The sequence below is a fragment of the Mycobacterium sp. E1214 genome, assembly GCF_001666755.1.
Taxonomy (GTDB): Bacteria; Actinomycetota; Actinomycetes; order Mycobacteriales; family Mycobacteriaceae; genus Mycobacterium.
Window position 1 is genome coordinate 1 of sequence record NZ_LZJC01000085.1, and the last position, 23,580, is coordinate 23,580.

The 23,580-nt window shown below is 67.8% G+C and carries 25 protein-coding genes and 3 pseudogenes; 7 read left to right on the top strand and 21 right to left on the bottom strand.

Annotated elements, in window-relative coordinates:
- Window positions 1-197: pseudogene (locus A5700_RS25325) on the bottom strand (indolepyruvate decarboxylase); the annotation flags it as partial.
- Here A5700_RS25325 and A5700_RS10705 point away from each other — a divergent pair.
- Window positions 188-796 (top strand): annotated as a pseudogene (locus A5700_RS10705) (thiamine pyrophosphate-dependent enzyme); the annotation flags it as partial. The pseudogenes A5700_RS25325 and A5700_RS10705 overlap by 10 nt on opposite strands.
- Window positions 797-802: 6 nt before the next feature.
- Here A5700_RS10705 and A5700_RS10710 read toward each other — a convergent pair.
- The 5 genes from A5700_RS10710 to A5700_RS10730 all read right to left on the bottom strand — a co-directional run bounded on the left by A5700_RS10710 (window position 803) and on the right by A5700_RS10730 (window position 4,812).
- A complete protein-coding gene (locus A5700_RS10710; protein WP_068066335.1) occupies window positions 803-988 on the bottom strand; it encodes a bacterioferritin-associated ferredoxin in 186 nt (61 codons plus the stop codon).
- Between the two features lie 9 nt (window positions 989-997).
- Window positions 998-1,624 carry a fatty-acid--CoA ligase gene (locus A5700_RS10715; protein WP_068066332.1) on the bottom strand — a complete coding sequence of 209 codons (627 nt, stop codon included), beginning with the start codon at window positions 1,622-1,624 and terminating at the stop codon, window positions 998-1,000.
- Window positions 1,621-3,108, bottom strand: coding sequence for a FadD3 family acyl-CoA ligase (locus tag A5700_RS10720; RefSeq protein ID WP_082960349.1), 1,488 nt, complete (start codon window positions 3,106-3,108; stop codon window positions 1,621-1,623). Before A5700_RS10720 ends, A5700_RS10715 begins: the two co-directional genes overlap by 4 nt.
- A 25-nt stretch (window positions 3,109-3,133) precedes the next feature.
- Window positions 3,134-4,324 carry an amidohydrolase family protein gene (locus tag A5700_RS10725; protein ID WP_068066325.1) on the bottom strand — a complete coding sequence of 397 codons (1,191 nt, stop codon included), beginning with the start codon at window positions 4,322-4,324 and terminating at the stop codon, window positions 3,134-3,136.
- A gap of 77 nt (window positions 4,325-4,401) precedes the next feature.
- On the bottom strand, window positions 4,402-4,812 hold the full coding sequence (locus A5700_RS10730; RefSeq protein ID WP_231973700.1) for a lipoprotein LpqH: 411 nt from the start codon (window positions 4,810-4,812) through the stop codon (window positions 4,402-4,404).
- Window positions 4,813-5,179: 367 nt separating this feature from the next.
- Here A5700_RS10730 and A5700_RS10735 point away from each other — a divergent pair, with 367 nt between their 5' ends.
- The gene (locus A5700_RS10735) at window positions 5,180-5,545 is read left to right on the top strand and encodes a hypothetical protein (protein ID WP_082959713.1); all 366 of its coding nucleotides are present in this window, start codon (window positions 5,180-5,182) and stop codon (window positions 5,543-5,545) included.
- Here the strand turns inward: A5700_RS10735 and A5700_RS10740 are convergent.
- A complete protein-coding gene (locus A5700_RS10740) occupies window positions 5,461-6,162 on the bottom strand; it encodes a TetR/AcrR family transcriptional regulator (RefSeq protein WP_068066320.1) in 702 nt (233 codons plus the stop codon). The genes A5700_RS10735 and A5700_RS10740 overlap by 85 nt on opposite strands.
- Window positions 6,163-6,375: 213 nt before the next feature.
- Here A5700_RS10740 and A5700_RS10745 point away from each other — a divergent pair, with 213 nt between their 5' ends.
- Window positions 6,376-7,671 carry a cytochrome P450 gene (locus tag A5700_RS10745; RefSeq protein ID WP_068066317.1) on the top strand — a complete coding sequence of 432 codons (1,296 nt, stop codon included), beginning with the start codon at window positions 6,376-6,378 and terminating at the stop codon, window positions 7,669-7,671.
- A gap of 10 nt (window positions 7,672-7,681) precedes the next feature.
- Here A5700_RS10745 and A5700_RS10750 read toward each other — a convergent pair whose 3' ends face one another.
- From A5700_RS10750 to A5700_RS10765, 4 genes are read right to left on the bottom strand one after another with little or no spacing between them, the layout of a single operon-like run.
- A complete protein-coding gene (locus tag A5700_RS10750; protein WP_068066314.1) occupies window positions 7,682-7,957 on the bottom strand; it encodes a cytochrome C oxidase subunit IV family protein in 276 nt (91 codons plus the stop codon).
- Between the two features lie 3 nt (window positions 7,958-7,960).
- A complete protein-coding gene (locus A5700_RS10755) occupies window positions 7,961-8,482 on the bottom strand; it encodes a cytochrome c oxidase subunit 3 (RefSeq protein WP_068066394.1) in 522 nt (173 codons plus the stop codon).
- Window positions 8,483-8,538: 56 nt separating this feature from the next.
- Window positions 8,539-9,339, bottom strand: a complete 801-nt coding sequence (locus A5700_RS10760) for a hypothetical protein (RefSeq protein ID WP_068066311.1) — start codon at window positions 9,337-9,339, stop codon at window positions 8,539-8,541.
- Entirely contained in the window at window positions 9,336-10,103 is a 768-nt protein-coding gene (locus A5700_RS10765) for a hypothetical protein (RefSeq protein ID WP_068066308.1), read from the bottom strand. The genes A5700_RS10760 and A5700_RS10765 overlap by 4 nt, the downstream gene beginning before the upstream one ends.
- Before the next feature lie 94 nt (window positions 10,104-10,197).
- Here A5700_RS10765 and A5700_RS10770 point away from each other — a divergent pair, with 94 nt between their 5' ends.
- The gene (locus tag A5700_RS10770) at window positions 10,198-10,815 is read left to right on the top strand and encodes a TetR/AcrR family transcriptional regulator (protein WP_068066303.1); all 618 of its coding nucleotides are present in this window, start codon (window positions 10,198-10,200) and stop codon (window positions 10,813-10,815) included.
- Here A5700_RS10770 and A5700_RS10775 read toward each other — a convergent pair.
- Window positions 10,812-11,231: a hypothetical protein gene (locus tag A5700_RS10775; RefSeq protein WP_197502733.1), complete on the bottom strand. Its 420-nt coding sequence runs from the start codon at window positions 11,229-11,231 to the stop codon at window positions 10,812-10,814. The genes A5700_RS10770 and A5700_RS10775 overlap by 4 nt on opposite strands.
- Window positions 11,232-11,402: 171 nt before the next feature.
- On the opposite strand from A5700_RS10775, the gene A5700_RS10780 reads away from it, so the two are divergent.
- The 3 genes from A5700_RS10780 to A5700_RS10790 all read left to right on the top strand — a co-directional run bounded on the left by A5700_RS10780 (window position 11,403) and on the right by A5700_RS10790 (window position 13,450).
- A complete protein-coding gene (locus tag A5700_RS10780; RefSeq protein ID WP_068066300.1) occupies window positions 11,403-12,206 on the top strand; it encodes a hypothetical protein in 804 nt (267 codons plus the stop codon).
- Entirely contained in the window at window positions 12,203-12,796 is a 594-nt protein-coding gene (locus A5700_RS10785) for a hypothetical protein (protein ID WP_068066298.1), read from the top strand. The genes A5700_RS10780 and A5700_RS10785 overlap by 4 nt, the downstream gene beginning before the upstream one ends.
- 132 nt (window positions 12,797-12,928) lie before the next feature.
- A complete protein-coding gene (locus tag A5700_RS10790; protein WP_068066295.1) occupies window positions 12,929-13,450 on the top strand; it encodes a hypothetical protein in 522 nt (173 codons plus the stop codon).
- Between the two features lie 43 nt (window positions 13,451-13,493).
- On the opposite strand, the gene A5700_RS10795 is transcribed toward A5700_RS10790, so the two are convergent.
- The 9 genes and pseudogenes from A5700_RS10795 to A5700_RS10835 all read right to left on the bottom strand — a co-directional run.
- Window positions 13,494-15,215 (bottom strand): MCE family protein, encoded by a 1,722-nt coding sequence (locus tag A5700_RS10795; RefSeq protein WP_068204723.1) that lies wholly within the window; start codon window positions 15,213-15,215, stop codon window positions 13,494-13,496.
- Window positions 15,216-16,523 (bottom strand): MCE family protein, encoded by a 1,308-nt coding sequence (locus tag A5700_RS10800; RefSeq protein WP_068204726.1) that lies wholly within the window; start codon window positions 16,521-16,523, stop codon window positions 15,216-15,218.
- Window positions 16,520-17,941 (bottom strand): MCE family protein, encoded by a 1,422-nt coding sequence (locus A5700_RS10805; RefSeq protein WP_068073501.1) that lies wholly within the window; start codon window positions 17,939-17,941, stop codon window positions 16,520-16,522. Before A5700_RS10805 ends, A5700_RS10800 begins: the two co-directional genes overlap by 4 nt.
- Window positions 17,938-19,056 (bottom strand): MCE family protein, encoded by a 1,119-nt coding sequence (locus A5700_RS10810; RefSeq protein ID WP_068073503.1) that lies wholly within the window; start codon window positions 19,054-19,056, stop codon window positions 17,938-17,940. The genes A5700_RS10805 and A5700_RS10810 overlap by 4 nt, the downstream gene beginning before the upstream one ends.
- On the bottom strand, window positions 19,056-20,078 hold the full coding sequence (locus tag A5700_RS10815; RefSeq protein WP_068073505.1) for an MCE family protein: 1,023 nt from the start codon (window positions 20,076-20,078) through the stop codon (window positions 19,056-19,058). Before A5700_RS10815 ends, A5700_RS10810 begins: the two co-directional genes overlap by 1 nt.
- Window positions 20,075-21,337 carry an MCE family protein gene (locus A5700_RS10820; protein WP_068073507.1) on the bottom strand — a complete coding sequence of 421 codons (1,263 nt, stop codon included), beginning with the start codon at window positions 21,335-21,337 and terminating at the stop codon, window positions 20,075-20,077. Before A5700_RS10820 ends, A5700_RS10815 begins: the two co-directional genes overlap by 4 nt.
- Window positions 21,338-21,357: 20 nt before the next feature.
- The gene (locus A5700_RS10825) at window positions 21,358-22,203 is read right to left on the bottom strand and encodes an ABC transporter permease (protein ID WP_068073509.1); all 846 of its coding nucleotides are present in this window, start codon (window positions 22,201-22,203) and stop codon (window positions 21,358-21,360) included.
- Window positions 22,204-22,210: 7 nt separating this feature from the next.
- Complete coding sequence (locus A5700_RS10830; protein ID WP_068073511.1) at window positions 22,211-23,029, bottom strand: ABC transporter permease; 819 nt, start codon at window positions 23,027-23,029, stop codon at window positions 22,211-22,213.
- Between the two features lie 371 nt (window positions 23,030-23,400).
- Window positions 23,401-23,580: pseudogene (locus tag A5700_RS10835) on the bottom strand (CoA transferase); the annotation flags it as partial.

Genomic DNA, 23,580 nt, shown 5'->3' on the forward strand with positions numbered 1-23,580 from the left:
GCCGCGCCCATCTCCAGCGGGGCGAAGACCGCACCGCCGACGCTGCTCTGGTACTGCCCGATGTCGATGGTGCGCGCGGGGTCGATGCGCTGGCTGAAAAAGCCGCTGACCATGTCGGTGAACACCACGCCCGCCGTCACGAGCACCGGCGCGTCCTCGATGGCCGCCCGCACCCATTCGGCGCTCGCCGCCCCCGCCGGCGAGCGATCAGCCGCTCACCCAGCAGCTGCTGTGGGACCGCCTGTGCGTCGCGCTCACCCCGGGCAACGTGGTCCTGGCCGACCAGGGCACGTCGTTCTACGGAATGGCCGATCACCGGCTGCCCCACGGGGTCACCTTTATCGGCCAACCCCTCTGGGGCTCAATCGGTTACACGCTGCCCGCGGCGGTGGGCGCCGCCGTCGCCCACCCCGAGCGCAGGACGGTGTTGCTGATCGGCGACGGGGCCGCGCAGCTGACCGTGCAAGAGCTGGGCACCTTCTCGCGCGAGGGCCTGTCCCCGGTCATCGTGGTAGTCAACAACGACGGCTACACCGTGGAGCGGGCGATCCACGGGGAGGCGGCGCCCTACAACGACATCGTCGGCTGGCAGTGGACGGACATTCCGCGGGCGCTGGGGGTGGCCAACCATTTGGTGTTTCGCGCGCAGACGTATGGCGAGCTCGACCAGGCGCTGACCGCGGCCGCGACCCACCAGGACCGCATGGTGTTCATCGAGGTGGTGTTGCCCCGCCTCGAGGTTCCGCGGTTGCTCGCCCAGTTGGTCGGGCCGATGTCGCCGGAGGGCGCGCGCTGAGCGCCGCTAGGCCGGGTTCGCGGTTCGGTCCGGGGTCGACGAGCGCAGCATCGCCGCGACCGTGCGCCGGCAACGCCCGCAGTCGGCGCCCGCCCCGCACGCCTGGGCGACTTCCTTCGTGGTGGTCGCGCCGGCCGCCACGGCCTCGCTGACCGTATGACTGGTGACTCCGTTACACAGGCACACGAACATCGCGGTCGCTCACCGGCCGTCGATGCGCATCATGTCGAAGAACCGGCCGACAAAGATCGGCGGGTAGGCGCCCACGCCGGCCCCCGACATCCATTCGGCCGCGGCGTCGGGATGGTCGACCCACTGTCGCGCCCGCTCCTCGTCGGGCAGCTCCGACATGATGAGCACCTCGTGCTCGTCATCGAAGGCCTGGAACACCCACGTCTTGCGGATGCCGGCCGCGGCGAATCTGTCCATGGCCGAACCCATTCGCGCCGTAAGCAGGGACACGTCGTGCACGGAGGCGATGGCCGCGACGACGACGCCGGGCGCGGCGGGGGTGCTCACCGGCGCCTCGACGAAGCGGTCGACGATCTCGCCGGCGAAGACGGCGGGTATGTCCTCGACGCCCGCGGAGTCGAACCAGTCGAAGAACACCCGCGACCGCAGCAACTCGACGATCGGCTCGCGGCTGTGCACCCCGATCATCACCAGGACCCGGCCGTAGTCGTGGGTCGAGGTGTAGACCAGCACGTGGTGTGCGCCGATGTCGGCGAGCGCGGACTTGCGCCGCTCGAGCAGCGGCCACACCTTGCTCGGGTCGGGCACCCGATAGTCGGATGCGATCACCATCGAGTGAATGTCGCCGTCGCTCACCGCAATTGGTCCTTCATCACTTTGCCCGTGGCGTTGAGCGGCAGCGCGTCGAGGAACCGCACGGACCTGGGCACCTTGAACCCCGCCATCCGCTCGCGGCACCAGGCGAGCAGGTCACCGGCGGCCACGTCGGTCTTCGTGACGACGAAGGCCTTGCCCACCTGCCCGAGGCGCTCGTCGGGCACCCCGATGACGGCGGCTTGGGCCACCGCGGGGTGCTGGAGCAGGAACCCCTCGATCTCGGCCGGGTAGGCGTTGAAGCCCCCGACGATGAACATGTCCTTCTTGCGCCCGACGATGCGCAGGCGCCCGGTCTCGGTGAAGGCGCCCAAATCTCCGGTGTGCAACCACCCGTCGGCGTCGATCGCCGCGGCGGTGGCCGCGGGATCGTCGAGGTAGCCCTGCATCACCCCGTAGCCGCGGACCAAGACCTCGCCGTCGTCGGCGAGACGCACGTCGACGCCCTCGCACGGCACGCCCGCGGTGGACGCGACGTCCTCGAAGGAGTCGCCGGGGCGCGACAACGTGACGTTTCCGGCCTCGGTCAACCCGTATCCGGTCATCAAAGTCTCGAACGGCAATTCGTCGTGGATGCGGCGGACCAGTTCCACGGGGATGTCGGCCGCGCCGGTGACACCCGCCCGCAGCGTGGACAGCTTCGACGTGTCGGCGACGGTCAGCAGCGAGTGGTACAGCGTCGGCGGCCCGGGCAACATCGTAATGCGCTCGCGCGCAATGAGATCCACCACCGTGTCGATGTCGAAGACCGCGACCGGCAACATCGTCGCACCGCGCAGGAACGACGCGACCAGCCCCGCCTTCAATCCGAAGGTGTGGAAGTAGGGGTTGATCTGCAGATAGCGGTCGCCTTGCCGCAGGTCGGCCAGCGTCGCCCACTCCTGGTACATCCGCAGGGTTTGGCCGTGGTTCATCATCGCGCCCTTCGGGCGGCCGGTCGTGCCGGAGGTGAAGATGATGTCCGCGACGTCGTCGCCGCTCACCGCGCGCACGAACGGCGAGCCGCTGGACAGGAAGTCCGACGTGAGGTCGATAACCGGGATCCCTGCGGGCACGGTGTAATCCTGGCCCAGGAAGCCCTGCTGCGCCAGGACGGCCTTGACCGAACTGCGGGCGATGATGTCGCCCGCCTCCTCGGTTTTGAACCGGGTGTTGACCGGCACCAGCACGCCACCGGCGGTGAGCAGGCCGAAGGCCGCGATGATCCATTCCGCGGAGTTGGGTGCCCAGATGGCCACCCGATCACCCTTAGCGACGCCTAGGTCCGCGAACGAGCCTGCCGCGCAACGTATTCGGTCGATGAGCTCGGTGAAGCTGAGGCGCAGCGGACCGTCGACGACCGCTTCGGCGTCGCCGAACCGATCCGCCGCGCTCAGCACCATCTCGGGGATGGTCTGCCAGCGTCGGCCGGCAAACCCTGCCCCACCCGCGGGCGCCCCCACCTCAGGACGCTTCACGTCCTGCATCGTCGCCGTCGGGGCCGAGCGCGCGTCACACCGTGACGAGTCGACCGAGGTTGCCGCCCATGATCTTTGCCTGGTCGTCGACGGACAGGTGCGCCAGCGCGTTGACGTAGAACGTCGGCTCCGCGAGCCCCTCCGGGTGCGGCCAGTCCGAGCCGTACAGGACCTGGTCCACACCGACGAGGTTGACCAGGTCGTCGATGCCGTCCTCGAAGAACGGGCTGACATAGATCCGGTTCTTCACCATCTCCACGGGGTCGCTGGGGAAGGCCTCCGGGGCCTTGCGGAACACCTCGGCCAGGCCGTCGAGCAACGGGGTCATCCACTTCGAGCCCGCCTCGACGATCGCGACCTTCAGCTTGGGGTGGCGGTAGAGCGCGCCGTGAATGACCCACGAGCCCACCGAGTCCTGGATCGGCCGCCACTCGTTGAGGATGCCCATCGCGTTGGTCTGGAACGGCAGCATCTCCTGGTCGGCGCCGTCCCATTCCGAGGTGTACCGGGAGTAGCCGCTGTCGGAGGAGTGCATGCCGACGAGCACGTCGTGCTCGACGACCCGCTCCCAGAAGGGGTCGAACTCGGGCAGCGCGAACGACCGGGGGCCGCGGTAGCCGGGCACCGGCGCGGGACGGACCAGGATGGCGCGCGCGCCGCGCTTGACCGCCCACTCCAGCTCCTCGATCGCCTTCTCGACGATCGGCAGCGTGATCACGGGCGTGGTGAAGATGCGGTTCTGGTAGTTGAAGCCCCAGACCTCGTCGAGCCACTCGTTCAGCGCGTGGACCAGGACGTGGATGGCCAGCGGGTCGTCGCGCAGCCGCTCCTCGATCAGGCTGGCCAGCGTCGGAAACATCAGGGTGCGGTCCAGGCCGAGCTCGTTCATCTTCTCCAGGCGCGGGGCGGGCTCGAAGAATGCCGGGATCGCGCGCATCGGCTCGCCGAACAGCTCGCGCTTGCTCTTGCCGTCCGGGTTGCCGTACTTGAAGTACTCCTCCCACGCGCCCGGGCGGGCGACGACCTCGAAGGTCGGATTGGGGATGTAATTGCTGATCTGACCGCGGATCGCGATCTTCGTCCGGCCGTTGACCTGCACGTACTGAACGAAGTCCTTGTACTCCTTGGGCAGGAATTTGGTCAGCGCCTCCGGCGGCTCGTAGAGATGGTTGTCCGCATCAAAGATCGGAAACGGCACGTCCTCCCGGTGCGACAGCTGCCCCATGAAATCCTCCTTCGCAATTTTTGAGAATTGTATTCTCTACAGGTAGCAGACCGCAACGGGCCCCGCGAAAGCGGCCCTCAGCACGTCGCGGTGATCTTGAAGGTGGCGGAGACCGGGTCCCCCGGTTTGTCCGTGCGGTAGCCGTTGGCGGTGCCGGTGATGCTGATCTTGTCCCCGGTGATGCTCAGGTCGGCCTTGCCGTCGCCGCCGCGCGCGTACCTGCCCGTGAAGCCGTTGAGGTTGTCGATGTGCACCGATTCGGCGCTCGCCGGTTCGCCCTGCTCGTCGACGACGACCTTGGCGCCCGCGAAGGTGCTGCCGATCTCGATGGTGCGTCGCCAGTCGAGCTGGCTGCACTTGACGACGTGGAAGTTCGTCGCGTTGCCGTCGACGGCTACCGAGGCCGTGCTCGACAACTGGGTTGCCGGCCGCGACGTGCAGGCCGCCACCAGCGCGACACCGATCGCCACCGCGATTCCCCTGCGCACCGGTGACCTCCCACGACGTTGCGGCCTTGCTGACGATGCTATTCTCCCGAAAAGAGAATGCCAATATCGGCAGTTGTCGCCACCCGACGAATCGCCTTTTGGGGCGAAATCGCATGCTGCAGATCCGATTCGGCGCACGCCGGCCATCACCCGCCGCGCCGTCGCGCGCCGTCGGAAAAGCGCTCATTCGGCCAAATCGGGCCCGCGCGGGCGTTACCATCCTGGGCACGACTGTGTACTGCACACGGCGGACCGCAGGGCGAGTGAACCGCACCCCGGCAGCCGAAGGAGTGACATGACAGGTGTGTACAGGCGGCCGGGCGCGGGCCCGGCGACGGCGGTGGCGCTGCTGACGGCGGCGGCCGGGCTGCTCGCGGGGGGCGGCCGGGCCCACGCCGAACCGGTCGTCATGCATCACGTGAAATACGCGGTCACCGCGGAGAATCCGATCTACACCGACATCTACTACCTGGACCACCAGCCGGACAAGTTCTCCGACTACAGCCACAACCCGTATTCGTTCACACCCCACGTCGACGTCGACCTCGGCCCGGGCAAGTCCTGGACCTTCGACCTGGACATGTCGGACCCCGACGACTACGCGATGGTCGTGGCGAGCACGGGCACCGAGCCCGGCACGCCGGGCATTCACTGCGTGCTGGCGGTCGACGGGGTGGTCGTCGTGTCCAAGGGCGGGCCCAAGGGAGCGCTCTGCTCGCTGCGGAACTGGTGAACCAGCCAGGTGTCGGGGACACCGGCGAACGGCTCCGGCTCGCCCTCAAGCCGGCGCAGGTGCCTCTCGATGAGTTCCATGGTCTCGGCGTGCCCGGCGGAGATCCCGACGGCCTGCTCGAGCACCAAGAATCGCGACAGGCTGGTCATCAGCACGGTCCACACCACCGGGGGGATGTCGCCGCTGTCCGCCTCGTAGCGTTGCAGAGCGGCCGTCACGGCTTGGCGCTGCTCCTCGCGGAATCGCTCGGCGTAGTAGGCGATTTCGGCGCGCATCTCTTTGCGGTGGTTGGCCAGCGCCATGAATTCCATGGAGATCCGGGTGAACGCCGGATCGGTGCCGAACCGCCATACCGCCCACAGCGGCTGGGGCGACTGCAGCAGCTTCGCGTGCACCTCCAGCGCTTCTTCCGCGCGGCGCCGAAAGACTTCCAGGAACAGCTCTTCCATGGTCCGGAAGTAGTAGTGCACCAACTGCGGCTTCAACCCGGCCTTGTTCGCCAGGCGGCGCGACGTGACCGCCGCATAGCCTTCCTCGACCATCAACTGCTCGGCCGCATCGAGCAGCAGGACGCGATTCTTGGCGTCGGGCGCTCCGATCCTGCGGGCCGTCGTCATGGGTTAGCTCCGTACTCCGAACGCCTCCTCGGCGTTGCTCTACCGACGATGCCAGATCGTAGCGAAGGACGCCTCGCCGCGGCGTTGTGATCTTGACCTGACCATACCGCCATGCTAAGCAGGTGCTCAGCACAGTGCAGATTTCACAGTCGGATGGCCCGTGCCCTGCCGCCGAACGCAGCCGGTCCGATCAGCCCAGGAGATGTGACACCGATGACCGACTTCGACTCGATCGACTTCTTCACCGATCCCTCGCTGGTCCCCGATCCGCACCCGTATTTCGACTACCTGCGCAGCCAGAACCCGGTGCTGCGCCTGCCGCATCACGGCGTCGTCGCGATCACCGGCTACGCCGAGGCCACCGAGGTCTACAAGGACCCGACCACGTTCTCCAACATCGTCGCGCTCGGTGGCCCGTTCCCGCCGCTGCCGTTCACACCCGAAGGCGGCGACATCAGCGCACTGATCAGCGAGCACCGCAGCTACTTCCCGATGAACGAGCACATGGTGACCATGGACCCGCCGGACCACACCAAGGCCCGTTCGGTGCTGGCCAAGCTGCTCACCCCGAGCCGGTTGAAGCAGAACGAGGAGTTCATGTGGCGCCTCGCCGACCGCCAGCTCGACGAGTTCCTGCACAACGGCGAGTGCGAGTTCATCGCCGAATACTCCAAGCCCTTCGCCACGTTGGTGATCGCCGACCTGCTCGGCGTCCCGGAGGACGACCACAAGGAATTCCGCGTCGTGCTCGGCGCCGACCGTCCGGAGGCGCGGGTCGGCGCGCTGGACCACGAGTCGGTCGGGATCAACCCGCTGGAGTGGCTCGACGAGAAATTCTGCAACTACATCGAGGACCGTCGCCGCGCGCCACGCGGCGACGTGCTGACCTTCCTCGCGGAGGCGAAGTATCCGGACGGGTCGACGCCGGAGGTGATCGAGGTGGTCCGTTCGGCCACGTTCCTGTTCGCCGCCGGCCAGGAGACGACGGCCAAGCTGCTGTCCGCCGCGTTGCAGGCGCTCGGCGATCGCCCGGACGTGCAGCAGCAGCTGCGCGAGGACCGCAGCCTGATTCCGGGATTCATCGAGGAATCGTTGCGAATGGAAAGCCCGGTCAAAAGCGACTCCCGGCTCGTCGTCAAGGACACCAGCATCGGGGGGGTCGACCTGCCCGCCGGCACGGTGGTCATGGTGTTGCCCGGCGCGGCCAACCGCGACCCGCGCCGGTTCGAAAACCCGCACGAATTCAACCTGCGCCGCAAGAACGTTCGCGAGCACATGGCGTTCGCCCGGGGCGTGCACTCGTGTCCCGGCGGCCCGCTGGCCCGGGTCGAGGGCCGCGTCTCCATCGAGCGCATCCTGGACCGGATGCCGCACATCGAGATCGACGAGGCCCATCACGGGCCGGCCACCGAGCGTCGCTACACCTACGAGCCGACCTACATCTTGCGCGGGCTGAGCGAACTGCATCTGTCGTTCACGACGGCGGACGCGGTCGCGGCGGTAGGCTGACCCGGCCGCGTCAGCGCAGGTGCGCCCCGGCGAAATAACACCCCAGCATCGCAACGGCCATCAGCACCACCCAGGCGTCGGTCAATCGGCACAGCAGCACGGGCGCGTGCCGCACCTCCATGAATTCGCGAAAGATGATGCGCACCTTGACCAGTGCGATCAGCACGACGGTCGAGGTGAGCACCGCGCTGGGCACGCCGCCGCCGGAGTGGTCGATCGCCAGGTAACTGCCCGTCAGTGCGGCCAGGATTACCCAGACGACCAGCAGCCTCCCGTTGCGCCGCACCGCTCACCGCACCGCGTACAACAGCGCGAAGATCAGCACCCACAGGAAATCGACGGTGTGCCAATAGGTGGCGCCGGTCTCGATCAACTCCTGCTCGCGGCGCGCCGGACTGACGAGCCGGTAACCGAGGACGCCCAGCACCACCAGGCCGATCAGCAGGTGCACGAAGTGAATGCCGGTGAGGAAGAAGTAGTACATGAAGAAGTCGTTGCCGGCCACGCCGTTTCCGGCCCGGATCAGCCGCGCCCACTCGACCACCTTGACCGCCAAGAACACCACGGCGAACGCCGCGGTGCCCAACACCTCGCGCAGGGCCGCGCGGTAGGCGCCGGCGCGCGCCGACCGGACGCACCGCGCCGCCGCCCACGAACTCAGCAGCAAGACCAACGTGTTGACGACCCCGACGCGCAGGTCGAGCCGCTCCTGCGCGTGCAGGAACAGTTCCGGGCTGCGGCCCCGCGCGAACAGGTAGAAGCCGAAATACCCTGTGAAGACCAGGGTTTCGAACAGCGCGAAAGCCCACATGTCCGGCTGGCCCGGCACGGCGCGCGCCCCGGCGGCCTTCTCGGCGAGGTCGGCCGTCACGCGGCCGCCTTCCGGCGCGGCAACGCCGGCAGGACACCGGCGCCGAAGTCCTCGCGTCGGATCATCCGGTACAGCAGCACGATGAAGGAGATCTGGTAGACGCCGAAGACGACCATGTCGAGCCACCAGGCGATTTCGCCGTCCCAGGCCAACACGCCGCGCCGGAAGATCCAGCAGGGAGCCACCACCACCTCGGTGAGCGCGTTGCACAGGTTGAGGTAGCCGAACCATTTGCCGAACACGCGGTTGCGGTCGATCAGGATCGCGACCATCCAAATCAGCGAGCCGATCAGGAACACGCCCATGGTCCCGTCGAAGGACAGGAACGCGAAATCGTAGAGCCAGCCGATCACCTCGGGATCGCGGTCCGCCCGCAGCGTCCCGACGATCAACGCGATGTTGAGCAGCAGCATGCCGGGAATTGCGCTGAGCGAGTAGATGATCAGATACGAATAGGCGAAGGCGCGGCTGACCGACATGCGCCGCATCGAGTACGCGATGAGCGCGTTGTTGACCGCGATCATGCCGCTGATCGCGAAGATCACACCGAAGCCCACGGGTATCCCCAGACGCCGCTCGGCGAACCAGTGAACCTGTGTCGCGAGGTCCCAGCTCGGCTCCGGCGGCGGCTGGACCTGCGCCACCACGAAGAACATCGGAAAGAACAGACCGTAGAAGACGACGAGGGTCCACCATGCCAACCACAGCTCACGCTTGGGGTTGTGCCGCAGGTGCCAAACGAGGCGGTGTGACGCGGGGCCCGCGACCGGAGCGGGCGTCGCCGGAACGCCGCTCATCTGGCCACCAAAGCCGTTCTTTCGGAACGAGATTCGGCGCGCTCACGGTAGACGGCGCGCCCGAGGACCACGCCCATCACCACAATCCAGACGGCGATGGCGACGTTTTTCACCCAGAACGAGAGGACACCGTCCCAGGCCAACGGGCCGGTCTGCGCCACGCCGACGAAGGCCGCCGGGATCAGCGCGGCGGCCACCGCCAGGTTGACGTGGGCCACCCACCGGCCGAAGATCGGACGGGGTTGGTCGTCGAAATAGATTGCCAACGCCAGGATCACACCCTGCCCGATCAGAAAGGGCACCCCGACGGTGAAGGTCATCCAGCCGAAGTCGTTCAGCAGCTGAGTCAGCTGCGGGCTGCGCTCCGGCCGGAACGCGGCGAGGAGCCAGCAGACGTCGGCCACCAAAAACAACGTCGGCGCACCGGCGACGCACCCGAGCAGGGCGTAGGAGAAGATCGGCGTGCGGTGGGCCATGCGGCGGACCTGCAGGACGATCAGGGTCAGGATCGGGATCAGGCATGCGCCGAACCAGTTGAACAGGATCATGCTGCAACGGATTTGGGGAAGGTGGGCGGGGTCGCGGTAGAACGCCGCCACCTGCTCGGCCGACATCGCCGGCGACATCGGCGGGTTGAAGCCCGGAAACAGGGCGAAGCCGGCGATCCAGAGGACCAGCGCCGCGGGCAGCGTCCACAGCAGGATCAGCTCCCCGTCCCGGCCGGTTGGCAACGACGTGCGTTCGTCGGCTTCGATATCGGACATCGGATTCCTTCCCCCTGCGAGGCCGCCACCCGGTCGTCAGCCGAAGCTAGCCGATCGGCTAGCTTCGGTCAATAGCGTCGTCTACTCTCGTTGCGTGGGAGCAGCACGGCAACCCGTCACGGGCGCGCAATTCTGGCTGACCGAGCACAGCGCGGCGCGGACGCGGGTGCTCGATGCCGCGCTGGGCCTGTTCGCCGAGCACGGCGTCAGCGGCACCTCGCTGCAAATGATCGCCGACGCCGTCGGAATCACCAAAGCCGCTGTCTATCACCAGTTTCGGACCAAAGAACAGATCGTCATCGCGGTGACCGAACGCGAACTCGGCCGGCTCGAGCCGGCGGTCGCGGAGGCCGAGGCCTACGGTGACGGCCCGCAGGCGCGAGATGCCCTGTTGGTGCGCGTCGTCGAGATGGCGGTGCGCGATCGCCGGCTGGTGCGCACGCTGCAGTTCGATCCGGTGGTGGTGCGGCTGCTCGCCGAACACGTACCGTTCCAACAGTTCATGGACCGCCTGTACCGGGTGCTGCTCAGCGACGCCGGCCTCGACGGGCGGATCGAGGCGGCGATGTTCTCCGGCGCGCTGAGCACGGCCGTCATGCATCCACTGGTTGCCGACATCGACGACGCGACGTTGCTCGACCGCGTTACCGACCTGAGCCGGCGCCTGCTCGGCCTGCCCCGGGAGGCCGCGGCCGACCCTCGACGCGGCTAGGTGTCGGCGCGAATCCAGGTCAGGACGCCGTCGTGGGCGTAGCAGATCAGGAACAGGCCGTCGGGCGCCTGTGCGACGTAATTCTGGTAATTCTCGCAGCTGGCGTTCTCTTCCTTGACGCCCGCCATCGGCGGCGAGCGGAACCATCGGGGCTGGTATCTGCGCGGCGAGCCGCAGATCATCAGCCGGCCGGGTTCGGAGGAGAACGAGACGTAGCCGTCGGTGACACCGAAGGCGTAATAGGTCGTGTTGTCGCACGGCGCGCCCAGCACCTGGTGGGGCATGATGCCCGGCGTGCAGGCGGGGTAGTCGCACACGGTCGGCCCCGCCGAGGAGGGCGGTGCCGCAACAACACTGGCGCCGAGCAACGCGGCAGCCATTGCCACGGTGAATCGCACCCAATTACTGTGCCACATCCGAAAAGAAAATTCTCCTGCTTGAAGAGGATGCTCCCGACCGCATCGCCGGCCGCGCCGCGCGGCCGTTTGCGCCGCGTGCCCCGCCGGCCGTCGGATGGGCGTTTGCGCACTTGGGGGGCGTTTCGACGGCGGCGTCCAACCGGGTCGGCAGTGATAAGCTGCTTCTCCGTGCACGATCCGGAAGGGCTCGACGCCGACCCCAATCCCGACCCGTCGGACGTGACCGATCCGGCGACGGAGGCGGACGCGGCAGCGGTTGCCTCGCAACCGGACGCGGACGCCGAAGTCGCGCAGGCGCAGGCGCGCGTCGACGCGGCCCGGGCACGCCTGGCGAGGCTGCGCGAGGCCGCCGAGACGGGCGACGGTGGCGGGGATTCCGAGCGCCGGGCGTCGGTGTGGGCCCGGTCGCGGGGCGCCGGCCGACGGCTCCGCCGACCGGCCCGCCCGCGGCGTCCGGCGTGGCTGCGACGCCCGGGGTGGTTTCGGCGCCCGCAGCGCACCACGATCGCGGCCACCGTCGGCGTCGTGGTCTTCCTCGCCTCCCTGGCAGCCAGCGGATACATGGTGGCCCAGCATCGCGCCGCCGAGCACAGACAACGGCTGGCCGCCGAGTTCGCCGCGGCGGGGCGGCAAGGGGTTACCGCGCTGTTGTCGATCGACCCCGAGCACGCGAAGCGGGACGTCCAGCGCATGCTCGATGCCTCGACGGGTGACCTCAACAGCCAGCTGGCGGTGCTCTCGACGCTGATGGTCAAGAAGGCGGAGGACACCAAAGTCGGCAGCAAGGTCACCGTGGACGCCGTCGCCGTCGAGTCGCTGAGCAACGACTCGGGAGTCGTGTTGGTGGCGGCCAAAACCGATCCCATCGGACCGGACAACGCCAAACCGCCACCGGCGCTGTTTCGGGTCAGCGTCAACTTGGACCGCGACGGCGGTCAGCTGAAAATGTCGAAGATCGATTTCCTGCAATGACGGTCGAGGACCACGCGGTGCCGGATGGCGACGACCCGGTCGACGACGGCGAGTCGGCGCGCGCGTCCCGGCCGACGGCGATCGGGCGCGGCATCCACCGCTACGCGGCGCGGTGGCGGTCGATCCTCGCCACGTCGCTCGTCGTCGCGGCCGTGGGAGTGGCCGCGGGCCTCTACGTCGGCCTCTACCGGCCGGACCAACGCATCGGTGACGCGGCGGCACGCCGGGCGATCCAGGCGGCGTCGGACGGCACGGTGGCGGTGCTGTCGTACTCCTACGACCACCTGGACAGCGATTTCGCTGCCGCCAAGTCGCGCCTCACCGGGGACTTCTTGAACTATTACGGCAAATTCACCGCCGACGTGGTCGGGCCGACCGCGCGGGAGGGCCAATTGACGGTGACGGCCAACGCGATTCGGGCCGCCGTCGCCGACCTGCATCCCGACCGGGCCGCCGTTTTGGTCTTCGTCGATCAGACGACGGCAAGCATGCAGAAGAAGGATCCCGTGAAGACTCAAAGCAGCGTGTTGGTCACGCTGACGAAGACCAACGGCACCTGGTTGATCGCGAAGTTCGACCCGTCCGGGTGAGCACCCCGGAATTGCTCGTTAACCGTGTCCTGGTGGGGCGGAGCGGTGTAACGTCATCGTTCGGAAACGCCGCAGCCGACGGCGATAAGGCGCCAGAGGCAATTGGCGGATACGCGCCTCGAGGAGCATCGGATGCGTCCAGTCACAGCAGTCAGCGCCGCAACCCTGGTGGCGGCCACGGTGTTCGGCGCTCTCGGCACGGCGGCCACGGCCCGGGCCATCACCAAGGAAGACGTGGCCCTCAACGGGAAATTCCGCGCCACCTCCATCGGTGACTGGGCCCAGCGCAACGACCAGTACTTCGGCGAGCCCACGGTCATCCAGACGTGGACCATCAGTTCGTCGTGCGACACCACCCAGGAATGCCATGGGACGGTGACCAGCGATCAGGGATGGAGCGCGCCGTTGTACATGAACGACGGCGAGATGTGGAAGGTCAAACGCGAAGTGCCGAATTGGGAACGGTGCGAGGACGGTACCGCGTTCAGCGGGCACCAGACCTTCTTTTTCTACCCGGTCAACGACAACGGCGGCTACCAGCTCGGGTCGACGACCTACGCCGGCAAGGATAAGACGGTCGGCCCGAGCGGCGCCTGCGGGCAGAACCAGTGGCTCGACATCGCGATGCCGCTGCGCCTCGATCAGCTGTCCTGACCCAGCGGCCCTCTCGAGGGCCGCCCAACGGGCCAACCCGAAATCAGGTGGGCAGCATGTCCTTCCACGTCTTGGGTGCCTTTGACGGCGCGAGGTCCGACTGCTGGTACAGCTTCCCGTCCGGACCCACGTAACGGCCGGTGCGCGGATCGTACTTGGCCACCACCACCGACGGTGCGGGTTGGGAAGGCTTGGCGCCGAACGCGCTTGGCGCGACTTGTGGGCCTGGTCCGGCGTCGGCCGGGGCGGGTGCCGGCGGGGCGGCGGGCGGCGCGGGCAACTCCCCCGGCGCGGGCAGGTCCAGGGGTGCGATGGGCGGCAGGTCGGCCGACATCGGCGACATGGGCGCCAGGCGGGGCCCCGACGACGGCACCGGCGGAACGGCGGCTCCGATCGTCCCCGGTGGCGGATTCTCGCCGCGCGGCCCCGCCGGTGTGCCGCGGGGCACCGCCCCCGGCGGCAACGGTGTTCCCTCGATGGGCGCAAAGATCCTGTCGTTGGCCGTGATTCGGTCGTCGGGCGGAACGCCCTGGGCGAGCAGGTTCGGGTCCAGCGGGTAGGGACCCAGGGTGTGTTGGCGCATCGCCAGCGGCATGAACGGCTTGTCGCTGTTGCAGATCTCGACGGTGGGGGCGCGCTTACCGGGGTGCCCCATGCACGGATAGTTGCGCGCACCGCGGACCGCGATCGGCGAATCCTGGGGAAGCTTGCAGTACAACCCGTCCGGGGTGTCGATGTCGGTGAGGTCGTCCGGGGACCGCCACGTGTTGGGCGGCATGAAGCCGACCGTGCAGATGGGCGGGTCGTCGACCGTCGCCGCGAAATCGCCGTAAGCCCGGCCGTCGGGGTGGTTCTCCCCCTGCGCCGCCTGCTCGATGGCGACCGCCGACGGCAGCAACACCAGCAGCTGCTCGATCGAGGGGTGGTAGGTGATGCCGATCTGCCCGATGGTGGTCAGGTTGGCCAGCAGCACCGGCAAGGTCGGCTTGATCTGGTCGAGGAGGCGCGAGGCCTCGTTCGCGGCGTCGGGGCCCTTTTCCAGGATGGTGCGGAAATGGGAGTCGTTGTCCACCAGCGTGTCCGAGATGCCCGAGAAGCTGCGCGCCCACTTCCGGATCGAATCGGTGGTGCGCGCCTGGGTGTCGAGCAGCGGGCCGGTGTCCTCGGTGAGCGCCCGGGTGCGGTCGACGACGCCGTTGGCGTCGCGAGACAGCGTCTTGGTGGAATCGATCAGCGAGCCCAGGTCGTAACCGGAACCGTTGAAGCCCTGGAAGGATTCGTCGAGCAGCTGGCCGAGTTTGGCCTTCGGGATGCTTTGCACCAACGCGTTGACCTGGTCGAGCATCGGCCCGACGGGTTGCGGAATCGTCGTGTCCCGCACGGCGATCACCGAGCCGTCGTGCAGATAGGGGGGCGAGTCCGTCTTCGGCCGCAAGTCCACGTACTGCTCGCCCACCGCGGAGACGCTGAGCACCTCGGCCGTCAGGTCCGCGGGCACCTTGGGTGAATTGCTCAGCGAGAGCGTCGCTTTGGCGCCGGTCGGTGTCAATCCCACCGAGGTGACCTTGCCGATCTCGACCCCTCGGTAGGTCACGTTGGAGAACCGGTACAGCCCGCCGGTGGCCGGCAGCTCCAGCGTCACCGTCATGCGGCCGATGCCGAGCAGCGTCGGCGCCTGGATGTAGAAGAGCACCATCGCGACGATGCCGAGGAAACCGACGATCGAAAAGATCGCCAGCTGAATCCGAACGAAACGTGTCAGCATCTATCCACCCGCTCCCGGGCCGGGCGCCTCCGCGGGCGCCGGCGATTGACCAAGTCCCGCATCCAGCGGGGCCGGACCCGGCGGCGGGCCGGGCAACGGCGCGGCGGGCGCCGGGCCGGGCAGCGGAGCCGCACCGGGTGGGGGCCCGGGCAGCGGCGCCGCGGCCGGCGCCGGACCGGGCAGCGGCAAGGCGTTGGGATCGACCCACGGCGGCCGGATGGGGTTGTGCAGCGGGTCGAGCGTGTAGTTCAAGCGATACGGATCCCCGGGCACCGGGGGCTCCGGCTCGTCCAGCTGACCCCAGTGGGTGCCCAGCAGCAGGCCACGCTTGAGCCGCGGGATCGTCAGGTCGAAGTCCACGTGCAGGTTGAAGTAGTCACCCCGCACGGCGCGGTCGACGAAGTTCTGGGTGAATGGGAACACGAAGCTCGCCGCGATGGCCGCACCGAAGTCCGGGCCGACGTCGGCGAGCGCCTGGATGGCCGGCTCCAGGTTCTTCAAGTTCTGCACCAGGTCCGCCTGAGAGTCGTTGACCAGCCGGGTGGCGGTGTTGGAGAAGACGCGAAGCTTGTCCAACGCCGCGGTCAGCCTCGGCCGCTCCTTGATCAACACGTCGAGCGCCGGCGGAATCTTGCGCAGCGCCTGGGTGAGGACGTCGCGTTGCTCGGCGAAGGTGCCGGCAAGCCGGTTCAGGGCCTGGATGGAATCGACGATGTTGTCCCGCTGTTCGTCGAGGGTCCCCACGAACGTGTCGAGGCGGTTGAGCAGGTCTCGCGCGGCGCCCTCGTGCCCGGACAGGGCGGCGGAGAAGTTGTGCACGACCTCCCCGATCTGTCCCAGGCCCCCGCCGTTGACAACCGCGCCCAACGACGACAGCGTCTGCTCGGTCGACGGGTAGGCCGAGGACCGGCTGAGCGGGATGGTGGCCCCGGGCTGCAGCCGTCCGGTGCCCTGCTGGCCGAGCGGCGTGTTCAGCTCGACGTGCATCGAGCCCAGCAGGCTGGTCTGCCCGACGGTGGCCACCACGTTGGCGGGGACGACGACATCGCGTTTCACCGAGATCTCGACGTCCGCGTGCCACCCCTGCACCCGCATCGCGCCGACACTGCCGACCACGACGTCGTCGACCATCACGGGCGAATTCGATTCCATCGTCCCGACATTCGGCAGCTCGACGTGGTAGATGTTGGCCCCCGGTCCGCGGCCGACCGCGCCGGGCAGCGGCAGGGAGTTCAGGCCATGGAACGCACACCCCGTCGCCGCCACCGCCACGCAACAACCCATGGCGAACACCCGCCGGGCGGTCATGGTTGCGGCCCTTCGTTCGGCAACAGCATGCCGGACACGCCCGGGGCCGGTGGTGGCGGTGGCATGGGCGTGGACGGCGGGGGCGGCAGCGGCATCGCCGCACCGGGAATGGGTGCGGGCGGCACCGCCCCCGGCGGCCCCACCGGGTCGCCGGGCAGTCCGGTGTAGGCCGACACGGCGGGCGGGATTTCGGGCGCGGACGGCTTCGGGCCTTCGCCGCCGGGTGCCAACCGCGGTTCGGTGTAGAGGATCTTCGACGGGTCCATCGACTTCTGCAGGAAGATGTTGAGCGGCAGGGGCGAGTTGTTGAAGTTGAGCAGCCGCAGCCCCGGACCGATGAACAGCGAGCACAGCTTGCCCGATTCGACGGCGGTGACGTTCCCGACGGCGCCGATCTGGGTGCAGCCGGGCACGGCGAGCAGAAGTTGGCCTCCCCAAGTGGGATTCGACGCGTTCATCAGGCCGAACCCGCCCACGATGGTTCCCGTGTCGGCGTTGTAGTCGTTGAAGAAGTTCCCGAGCGCGTTGGGCGCGGCGTGCAGGATGTTCTCCAGCGCCATGTGGTGGTCGACCAGGTTCTGCGTGACGTTGGCCAGCCGGCCGATCTGCTCGCTGGTCTGGTTGCGGGTGCCGGCGATGAAGCGCTGCACCTCACCGACCGCCGTCGATAAATCGGTCAGCGCCGCGTCCAGGTCGGACTTGCTGTCGTTCACCACGCTGGTGAGCGTGGCCAGCCGCTCGTTGAAGTGGACGATCTGGACGTTGCTGTCGCGCAGCGCTGCGACGAAGGTCTGCAGGTTCTTGATGATGTCGACGATATTGCCGCTGCCGTTGGCGAGAATCCGTGCGACGCCGGACAGTTGACCGAGCGTCTGGCGCAGCTTCTCGCCGTTACCGTCGAGCGCGTCGGCGGCGCTGTCGATGAAGTGGCCCACGGAGGTGCCCGACACCCCGCTCTTGGGCCCCAGATCCGTTGCCAGCCGCATCAATTGGGCTTTGACCTCGTCCCACTCGACCGGCACCGCGGTGCGCTCGACTCCGATGACCGCGCCGTCGCGCATCACCGGGCCGCTGTCGCGGTAGGCCGGCGCGAGTTGGACGTAGCGCGAAGCCACCAGGTTCGGCGCGACGATGACCGCCTTGGCGTCCGCCGGAATGGGCACGTCGCGGTCGATCTGCAGCGTCATCTGGGTCCGAGTGCCTTGCGGCTGGATGGATTTGATGCTGCCGACCTTGACCCCCGAGACCCGGACCTCGTCGTGGGGATAGATCGCGGTCGCGGTGGTGAAGTAGGCGGTGATGGTGCGCGGGCCGAAGAACGTGTTGCGAACGAGCACGGCGGCGCCGGCCACCAACAGTCCGACCAGAACCACCGCCGCGACCGCCGTCAGCCGGCCCCGCGGAATACGCGCGATCATTGCGACCCTCCGACCCTGCCGCCCAGCGTGCAGCCCGGGCAGAGCGGAATGCCGTTGTACGGCCAGGGAATCAGCGACCGGGGCAGCGGCGACGGGGTGCCGGGGCCGCGGGCGGTGTCGAAGTTCCGGAATCCCCAGAGGTAGTCGATGACCGGCTGGAAGAGCTGCGGGATGAGCAGGTTCGGGACGAACGCCGAGTAGGCATACATGCTCGAGATGCCCTCACCCACCGTGATCTGGAACTTGGCGAGCCCCGGCAGCGCCTTGCCGATGTTGTCGCGGTTTTTCTCCAGCACCGCGGTCACCCTGTTCAGCCGCTCCAGCGTGGGCGCCAGCGTGCTTTCGTTGTCGTGCACCAACCCCGTCAGCTGTTTGGCTACCGCCGACGTGTTGGCCAGCAGGTCCACGATCTCCTGTCGCCGCGCCACCAGGACCTGCAGCAGTGAGTCGGAGTTGAGGATCAGCTTGTTGACCTGCTGGCTGCGTTCGGAGAGGATTCCGGTGACATCCCCGGCGCTCTTGAACAGCTCACTCAGATTCTTGTTGCGGCTGTTGAGGGTTCGCGACAGCCGGGTCAGCGCGTCGAAGGCCGGCCCCATTTGGGGCGCGATCCGGTCCAGCGTCGCCGAGAGCGTGTCCAACGACTGGTTCAGCGCCTCGGTGTTGGTTCCCGCGGTGTCGCTCGTCAGATCGGACACGGCCTCGGTCAGCGAGTAGGGCGACGACGTCCGCGACACCGGGATGAGCGCCATCGGATGCAGCGTGCCGCTGCCGGCGGACTCCACCGTCAACGTCCGCTCACCCAGCAGCGTCCCGGTGCGGATGTGCGCCGACGTCTCGGACCCGAGCAGGATGTTGCCCTTCATCGCGAAGGTCACCAGCGCGTCACCGTGACTGAGCTTGACGTCCGATACCGAGCCGACCTTGATCCCCGACACGGTGACCGGATTTCCGGTCGCCAAGCCCCCGGCCTCCGTGAACAGCGCCTGATATCTGACCATCGTCGCCCACGTGATGAACCGGTCGGGCGACAGGCCGACCAGGATGACCAGCACCGCCAGGACCACGCCGATCAGTCCCGGCTTGACGAGGTGAGCTCCCCGATACTTGAGCATTACGGTTCCGTGCACCTTCCCGCGTCGGACCGGAAGAGGTTGGCCCTCACGGTCTTACCCGCAAGATCCGTGCCGCGGATCGACAGCTGGCACAGGTAATACGGGATGGTGGCGCCGTTGACGCCCAGCCGCACCAGCTTGCGATAGTTCTTCGGCGCCTTGCCGATCGCGGTGTCGAGGCGGTCCCTGTCGTTGTCGAGTATCGGCGCCAGCCGATTCAACTGGGCCACCGTGCCCGCCAGCGGCGGACGCGCGTTGGCCAACAGATCCGCGAGCGAGGCGGTGCCCTTGTCCAGCGCGTCGATGGCGGTCCCGATGGTGTCGCGGTCGTCCGAGAGTCCGCTGACCAGCTGCTCGAGGCGATCGATGGCGCCGGAGAACTGTTTGCCGTCCTTGGCCACCGTACCGATGACGATGTTGAGGTTGTCGATCAGCTGCTGCACCGTTTGGTCGTTGTCCGCCAGCGCATTCGAGAACGACGTCGTCTTGGCGAACAGCGAGTCGAGGGTTCCGCCCTGCCCCTGGAAGACCTGCAACAGCCCCGAGGTCAGCGCGTTGACGTCGCGTGCGTTCAGGCCCTGCGTGACGGGTTTCAGCCCGCCGAGCAGCAGGTCGAGGTCCAGCGCCGGCGCGGTCCGGTTGACCGGAATCTGGCCGCCGGCCGGCAGCTGCTTGGTCGATCCGGGACCGTCGACGAGCTCGAGGTAGCGGTCACCCACCAGGTTGAGGTAGCGGACCGCCGCCCGGGTGCCTTCGGTGAGGACGACGTTGCGGTCGGCGTCGAACTTGACCACGACCTTCTTGTCCGGCTGCAGGGCAACGCTGTCGACCGTGCCCACGCGGATCCCGGCGACCCGCACCGACTGCCCCGGCTTGAGACGCGACACGTCGGTGAACACCGCCGAGTATCCGGTCGTGGAGCCGGTCCGGTACTGGCCGAAGATGAAGAACAGGAAGGCGGTCAGCAGCGCCATCACGACCGCGAAGATCGTGAACTTGACCAGCGTGGCGCGCGTTCTCATCCGGGTTGGCCGATCTGTGCGGGGTTGCGCGGCGGCCCGGCGATCGGCCCGTACAGCAGCTGCTTGAGCAGATCGGAGTTGATTAGCAGCTGCGGGTTGCCGTACCCCACCGGGTCGGCGCCGATGTCGGTGATCAATTGCGGCGGGTTGGTGTTGAACGGCAGCTTCGGCAGGCCCACGCAGCGTGGGCCGCCGGTCGCCGCCACCTTGGGCAGGTTCGTCGGGTACCGGTACCGTTCGGCGCCCCACACGAGGCTCGCCGAGATGTTGATGCTCGGTTCGGACAGCGGTGCGCCGTGCGAAATCTGCACCAGGCCACCGAAGCTGCAATTGAGCGCCTCGTGGTACTCGTTGAGCAGATCGGTGGTCGGCGCCAGCAGGTGCAACACGTTCGTGAGCGGCTCCCGGTTGGTCGACAACACGTCGTTGCCGATGTCCGCCAAGCCGATGGCGCTGATGAGCAACGCGTCCAGGTTGTGCTGCTCGTCGACGAGCGTCTTGCTGATCCGGGTCGCGTTCGAGGCCGTCTTCATCAGATCCGGAGCCGCGTCGGCGTAGGCGTTGGACACCGCCGGCAGCACCGAGAAATCGTGGCGGAAGGCGGGCAGGCTCGGCTCGAGCCGGGCGAGGAACGAATCCAGGTCGCTCAGCGACTGACCCAGCTGCGGACCGCGCCCGCTGAACGCCTGCGCCAGCGCGCCCAACGACTCGTTGAGCTTCGGCGGATCGATGTGGGAAAGCACCGAAACCAATTGCTGGAACACGGTATTGACTTCGACCATGACGTGCTTGCCCTGCAGGGTCTGGCCACCGTGTAAGCGCTGGGCCGAGGGCGAAGCCGGCTCGACCAGCAGGACCGATTTCGCGCCGAAGACCGTCGAGGACGCGATGTTGACGAGCACGTTGCTGGGGATGAAGTGCAGCTGCGACGGGTCCATCGCCAGGTGGATGGCCGCCTGGCCGTCGGGCAGCGGTTCGATCGAGGCGACCTTGCCCACCTGCACCCCGCGCATCTTGACCTTGGCGTCGGCATTCATTACCAGGCCGGCGCGTTCGGAGATCACGGTCACCGGCACCGTCGAGGTGAACGAGCCCTGGAACAGGCCCACCGCCACGGCGAACACCAGGCAGATGATGACCACGGTGACCAGCCCGAGCAGGGGCGGCAGGTAGTTGCGGCCGACCGCCGGGCGGGCGTGCCCGGCGCGCGGGTGTCGCCCGCCAACCGCACCGCGCCCCGCCGGCACATTCTGCGTCACTGTCGCTTCACCTCCTCTGCCTAACCGGACAGGTTGAAATTGCCGTTGGAACCGTAGATAGAGAGCGAGACCAGCAGCGTCACCGACACCACGACGATCAGCGAGGTGCGCACGGCGTTACCGGTCGCGTTGCCGACACCGGCCGGCCCGCCCGACGCGAAATAGCCGTAATAGGTGTGGATCAGCAGGATGGTGAGCGCCATCAGGATCGCCTGCAGGAACGACCACAACAGGTCGATCGGGTTCAGGAACGTGTTGAAGTAGTGCTGGTACAGGCCCTGCGACTGGCCGAGCAGGAAGGTCGTGGTGAACTGACTGGCCAGGAAGGACAGGATCACGGCGATGCTGTAGAGCGGCGTGATGGCCAGCATGCCCGCCAAGATCCTGGTGCTCACCAGGTAGGCGACCGGCCGAATGGCCATGCTTTCCAACGCATCCACTTCCTCGTTGATCCGCATGGCGCCCAGCTGCGCGGTCACGCCCGCGCCGAAGGTCGCCGCCAGGCCGATCCCGGCGACCACCGGTGCCGCGATGCGCACGTTGATGAACGCCGCCAGGAAGCCCGTGAGCGCTTCGATGCCGATGTTGCCCAGCGACGTGTACCCCTGGATGGCCAGGGTGCCGCCGGCCGCGAGGGTCAGGAAGCCGACGATGACGACGGTGCCGCCGATCATCGCCAATGTGCCTGCGCCCATGCTGATCTCGGCGACCAACCTGATCACTTCGCGCGTGTAGTGGGTGGCCGCGAAGGGCACCCCGGCCAGGGCCTTGCCGTAGAACAGCGTGTGGTCGCCGATCCGGCCGAGCAAGGCCACCGGCCTCTCGAACTGACGGCTCAATCGTGGGTAAACGGCCCGCAGCGCCATGTCGTGCCTACTTCGCCGTCATCTTGATGCCGATCGCGGTGACGACCACGTTGACGACGAACAGGGACATGAAGGCGTAGACCACGGTCTCGTTGACCGCGTTCCCGACGGCTTTGGCGCCCCCGCCGCTGATCGACAGGCCGCGGTAACAGGCGACCAGGCCGGCGATGAGGCCGAACAGCGCCGCCTTGATGCACGAGATGATGACTTCGGGCACCCCGGTGAGCAAGGTGATGCCCGCCGCGAAGGCACCGGGGTTGACGTCTTGCACGAACACCGAAAAGACGTATCCGCCAAGGACACCGATGATCACGACGAGGCTGTTGAGCAGGAGGGCGACCAGCCCCGACGCCAGCATCCGCGGGGTGACCAGCCGTTGGATCGGGTTGATGCCCAGCACCTCCATGGCCTGGATCTCTTCGCGGATCGTTCGGGACCCGAGGTCCGCGCACATGGCCGTGGCGCCGGCGCCCGCGACGATCAGGACCGTCACCAGGGGTCCGAGCTGGGTGACCGCGCCGAACGCGGCGCCCGCGCCGGACAGGTCCGCCGCCCCGAGCTCGCGCAGCAAGATGTTGAGCGTGAAGCTGACCAGGACGGTGAACGGGATCGCCACCAGCAACGTGGGAGCCAGCGACACCCGCGCGACGAACCAGGACTGCTCGAGAAATTCCCGCCACTGAAAGGGCCGGCGAAACAGGAACTTGACGGCGTCGGCCGACATCGCGAACAGCGCGCCGACGGCCTGCATGGGCCCCGACAGGTCCCATTTGAGCCGTAGCTGTGGCAGCCCAGCCGACCAGCGGTCGCCGCGCTTATCTGCCATCGTTCTCAGAACCTCCCCGTTTCGAGACCGATAGTCTTGTTGCTGCGCATCTCCTGCGGTACATTCCACTGCAAGCCGCGAAACCGACGCGAGTGAACCGTCCGCGAAAACCCAAGCGGGCAGCCATCTCCGGCGTCATGCCTCGGCTCGAGGACCGCTCCCAGCCTCACGCAGTGCCTCCGTTTCGTCGCGTGAGTCGGCGCTTCGCAACGAGGGGCTCCACGTCTTGAAGCGTCCGGCGATTATGACTCATGTCACGTCAGGCCCGTGCGAAAAACGCAGAACCGTTATCGGACAAGCGGTCAACGTCGTGTCCGGCCGCAGACCGGCACCTCCGTTGGTGGGCTGAAACATCGCTGAGGGCTCCGGGGTCAGGTGACGGCGCCGGCCGTCTTGAGCTCGATGATGCGATCCCAGTCGAAGCCGAGCTCCAGCAAGAGTTCGTCGGTCTGCTCGGCGAAGCCGGGCGCGGGTCCGGTCTGCGGCGCCGCGACGTCGAACTGGACCGGATTCGCGACCAGCTCCAGTTGCCCGGCCTGCACGATGTACTC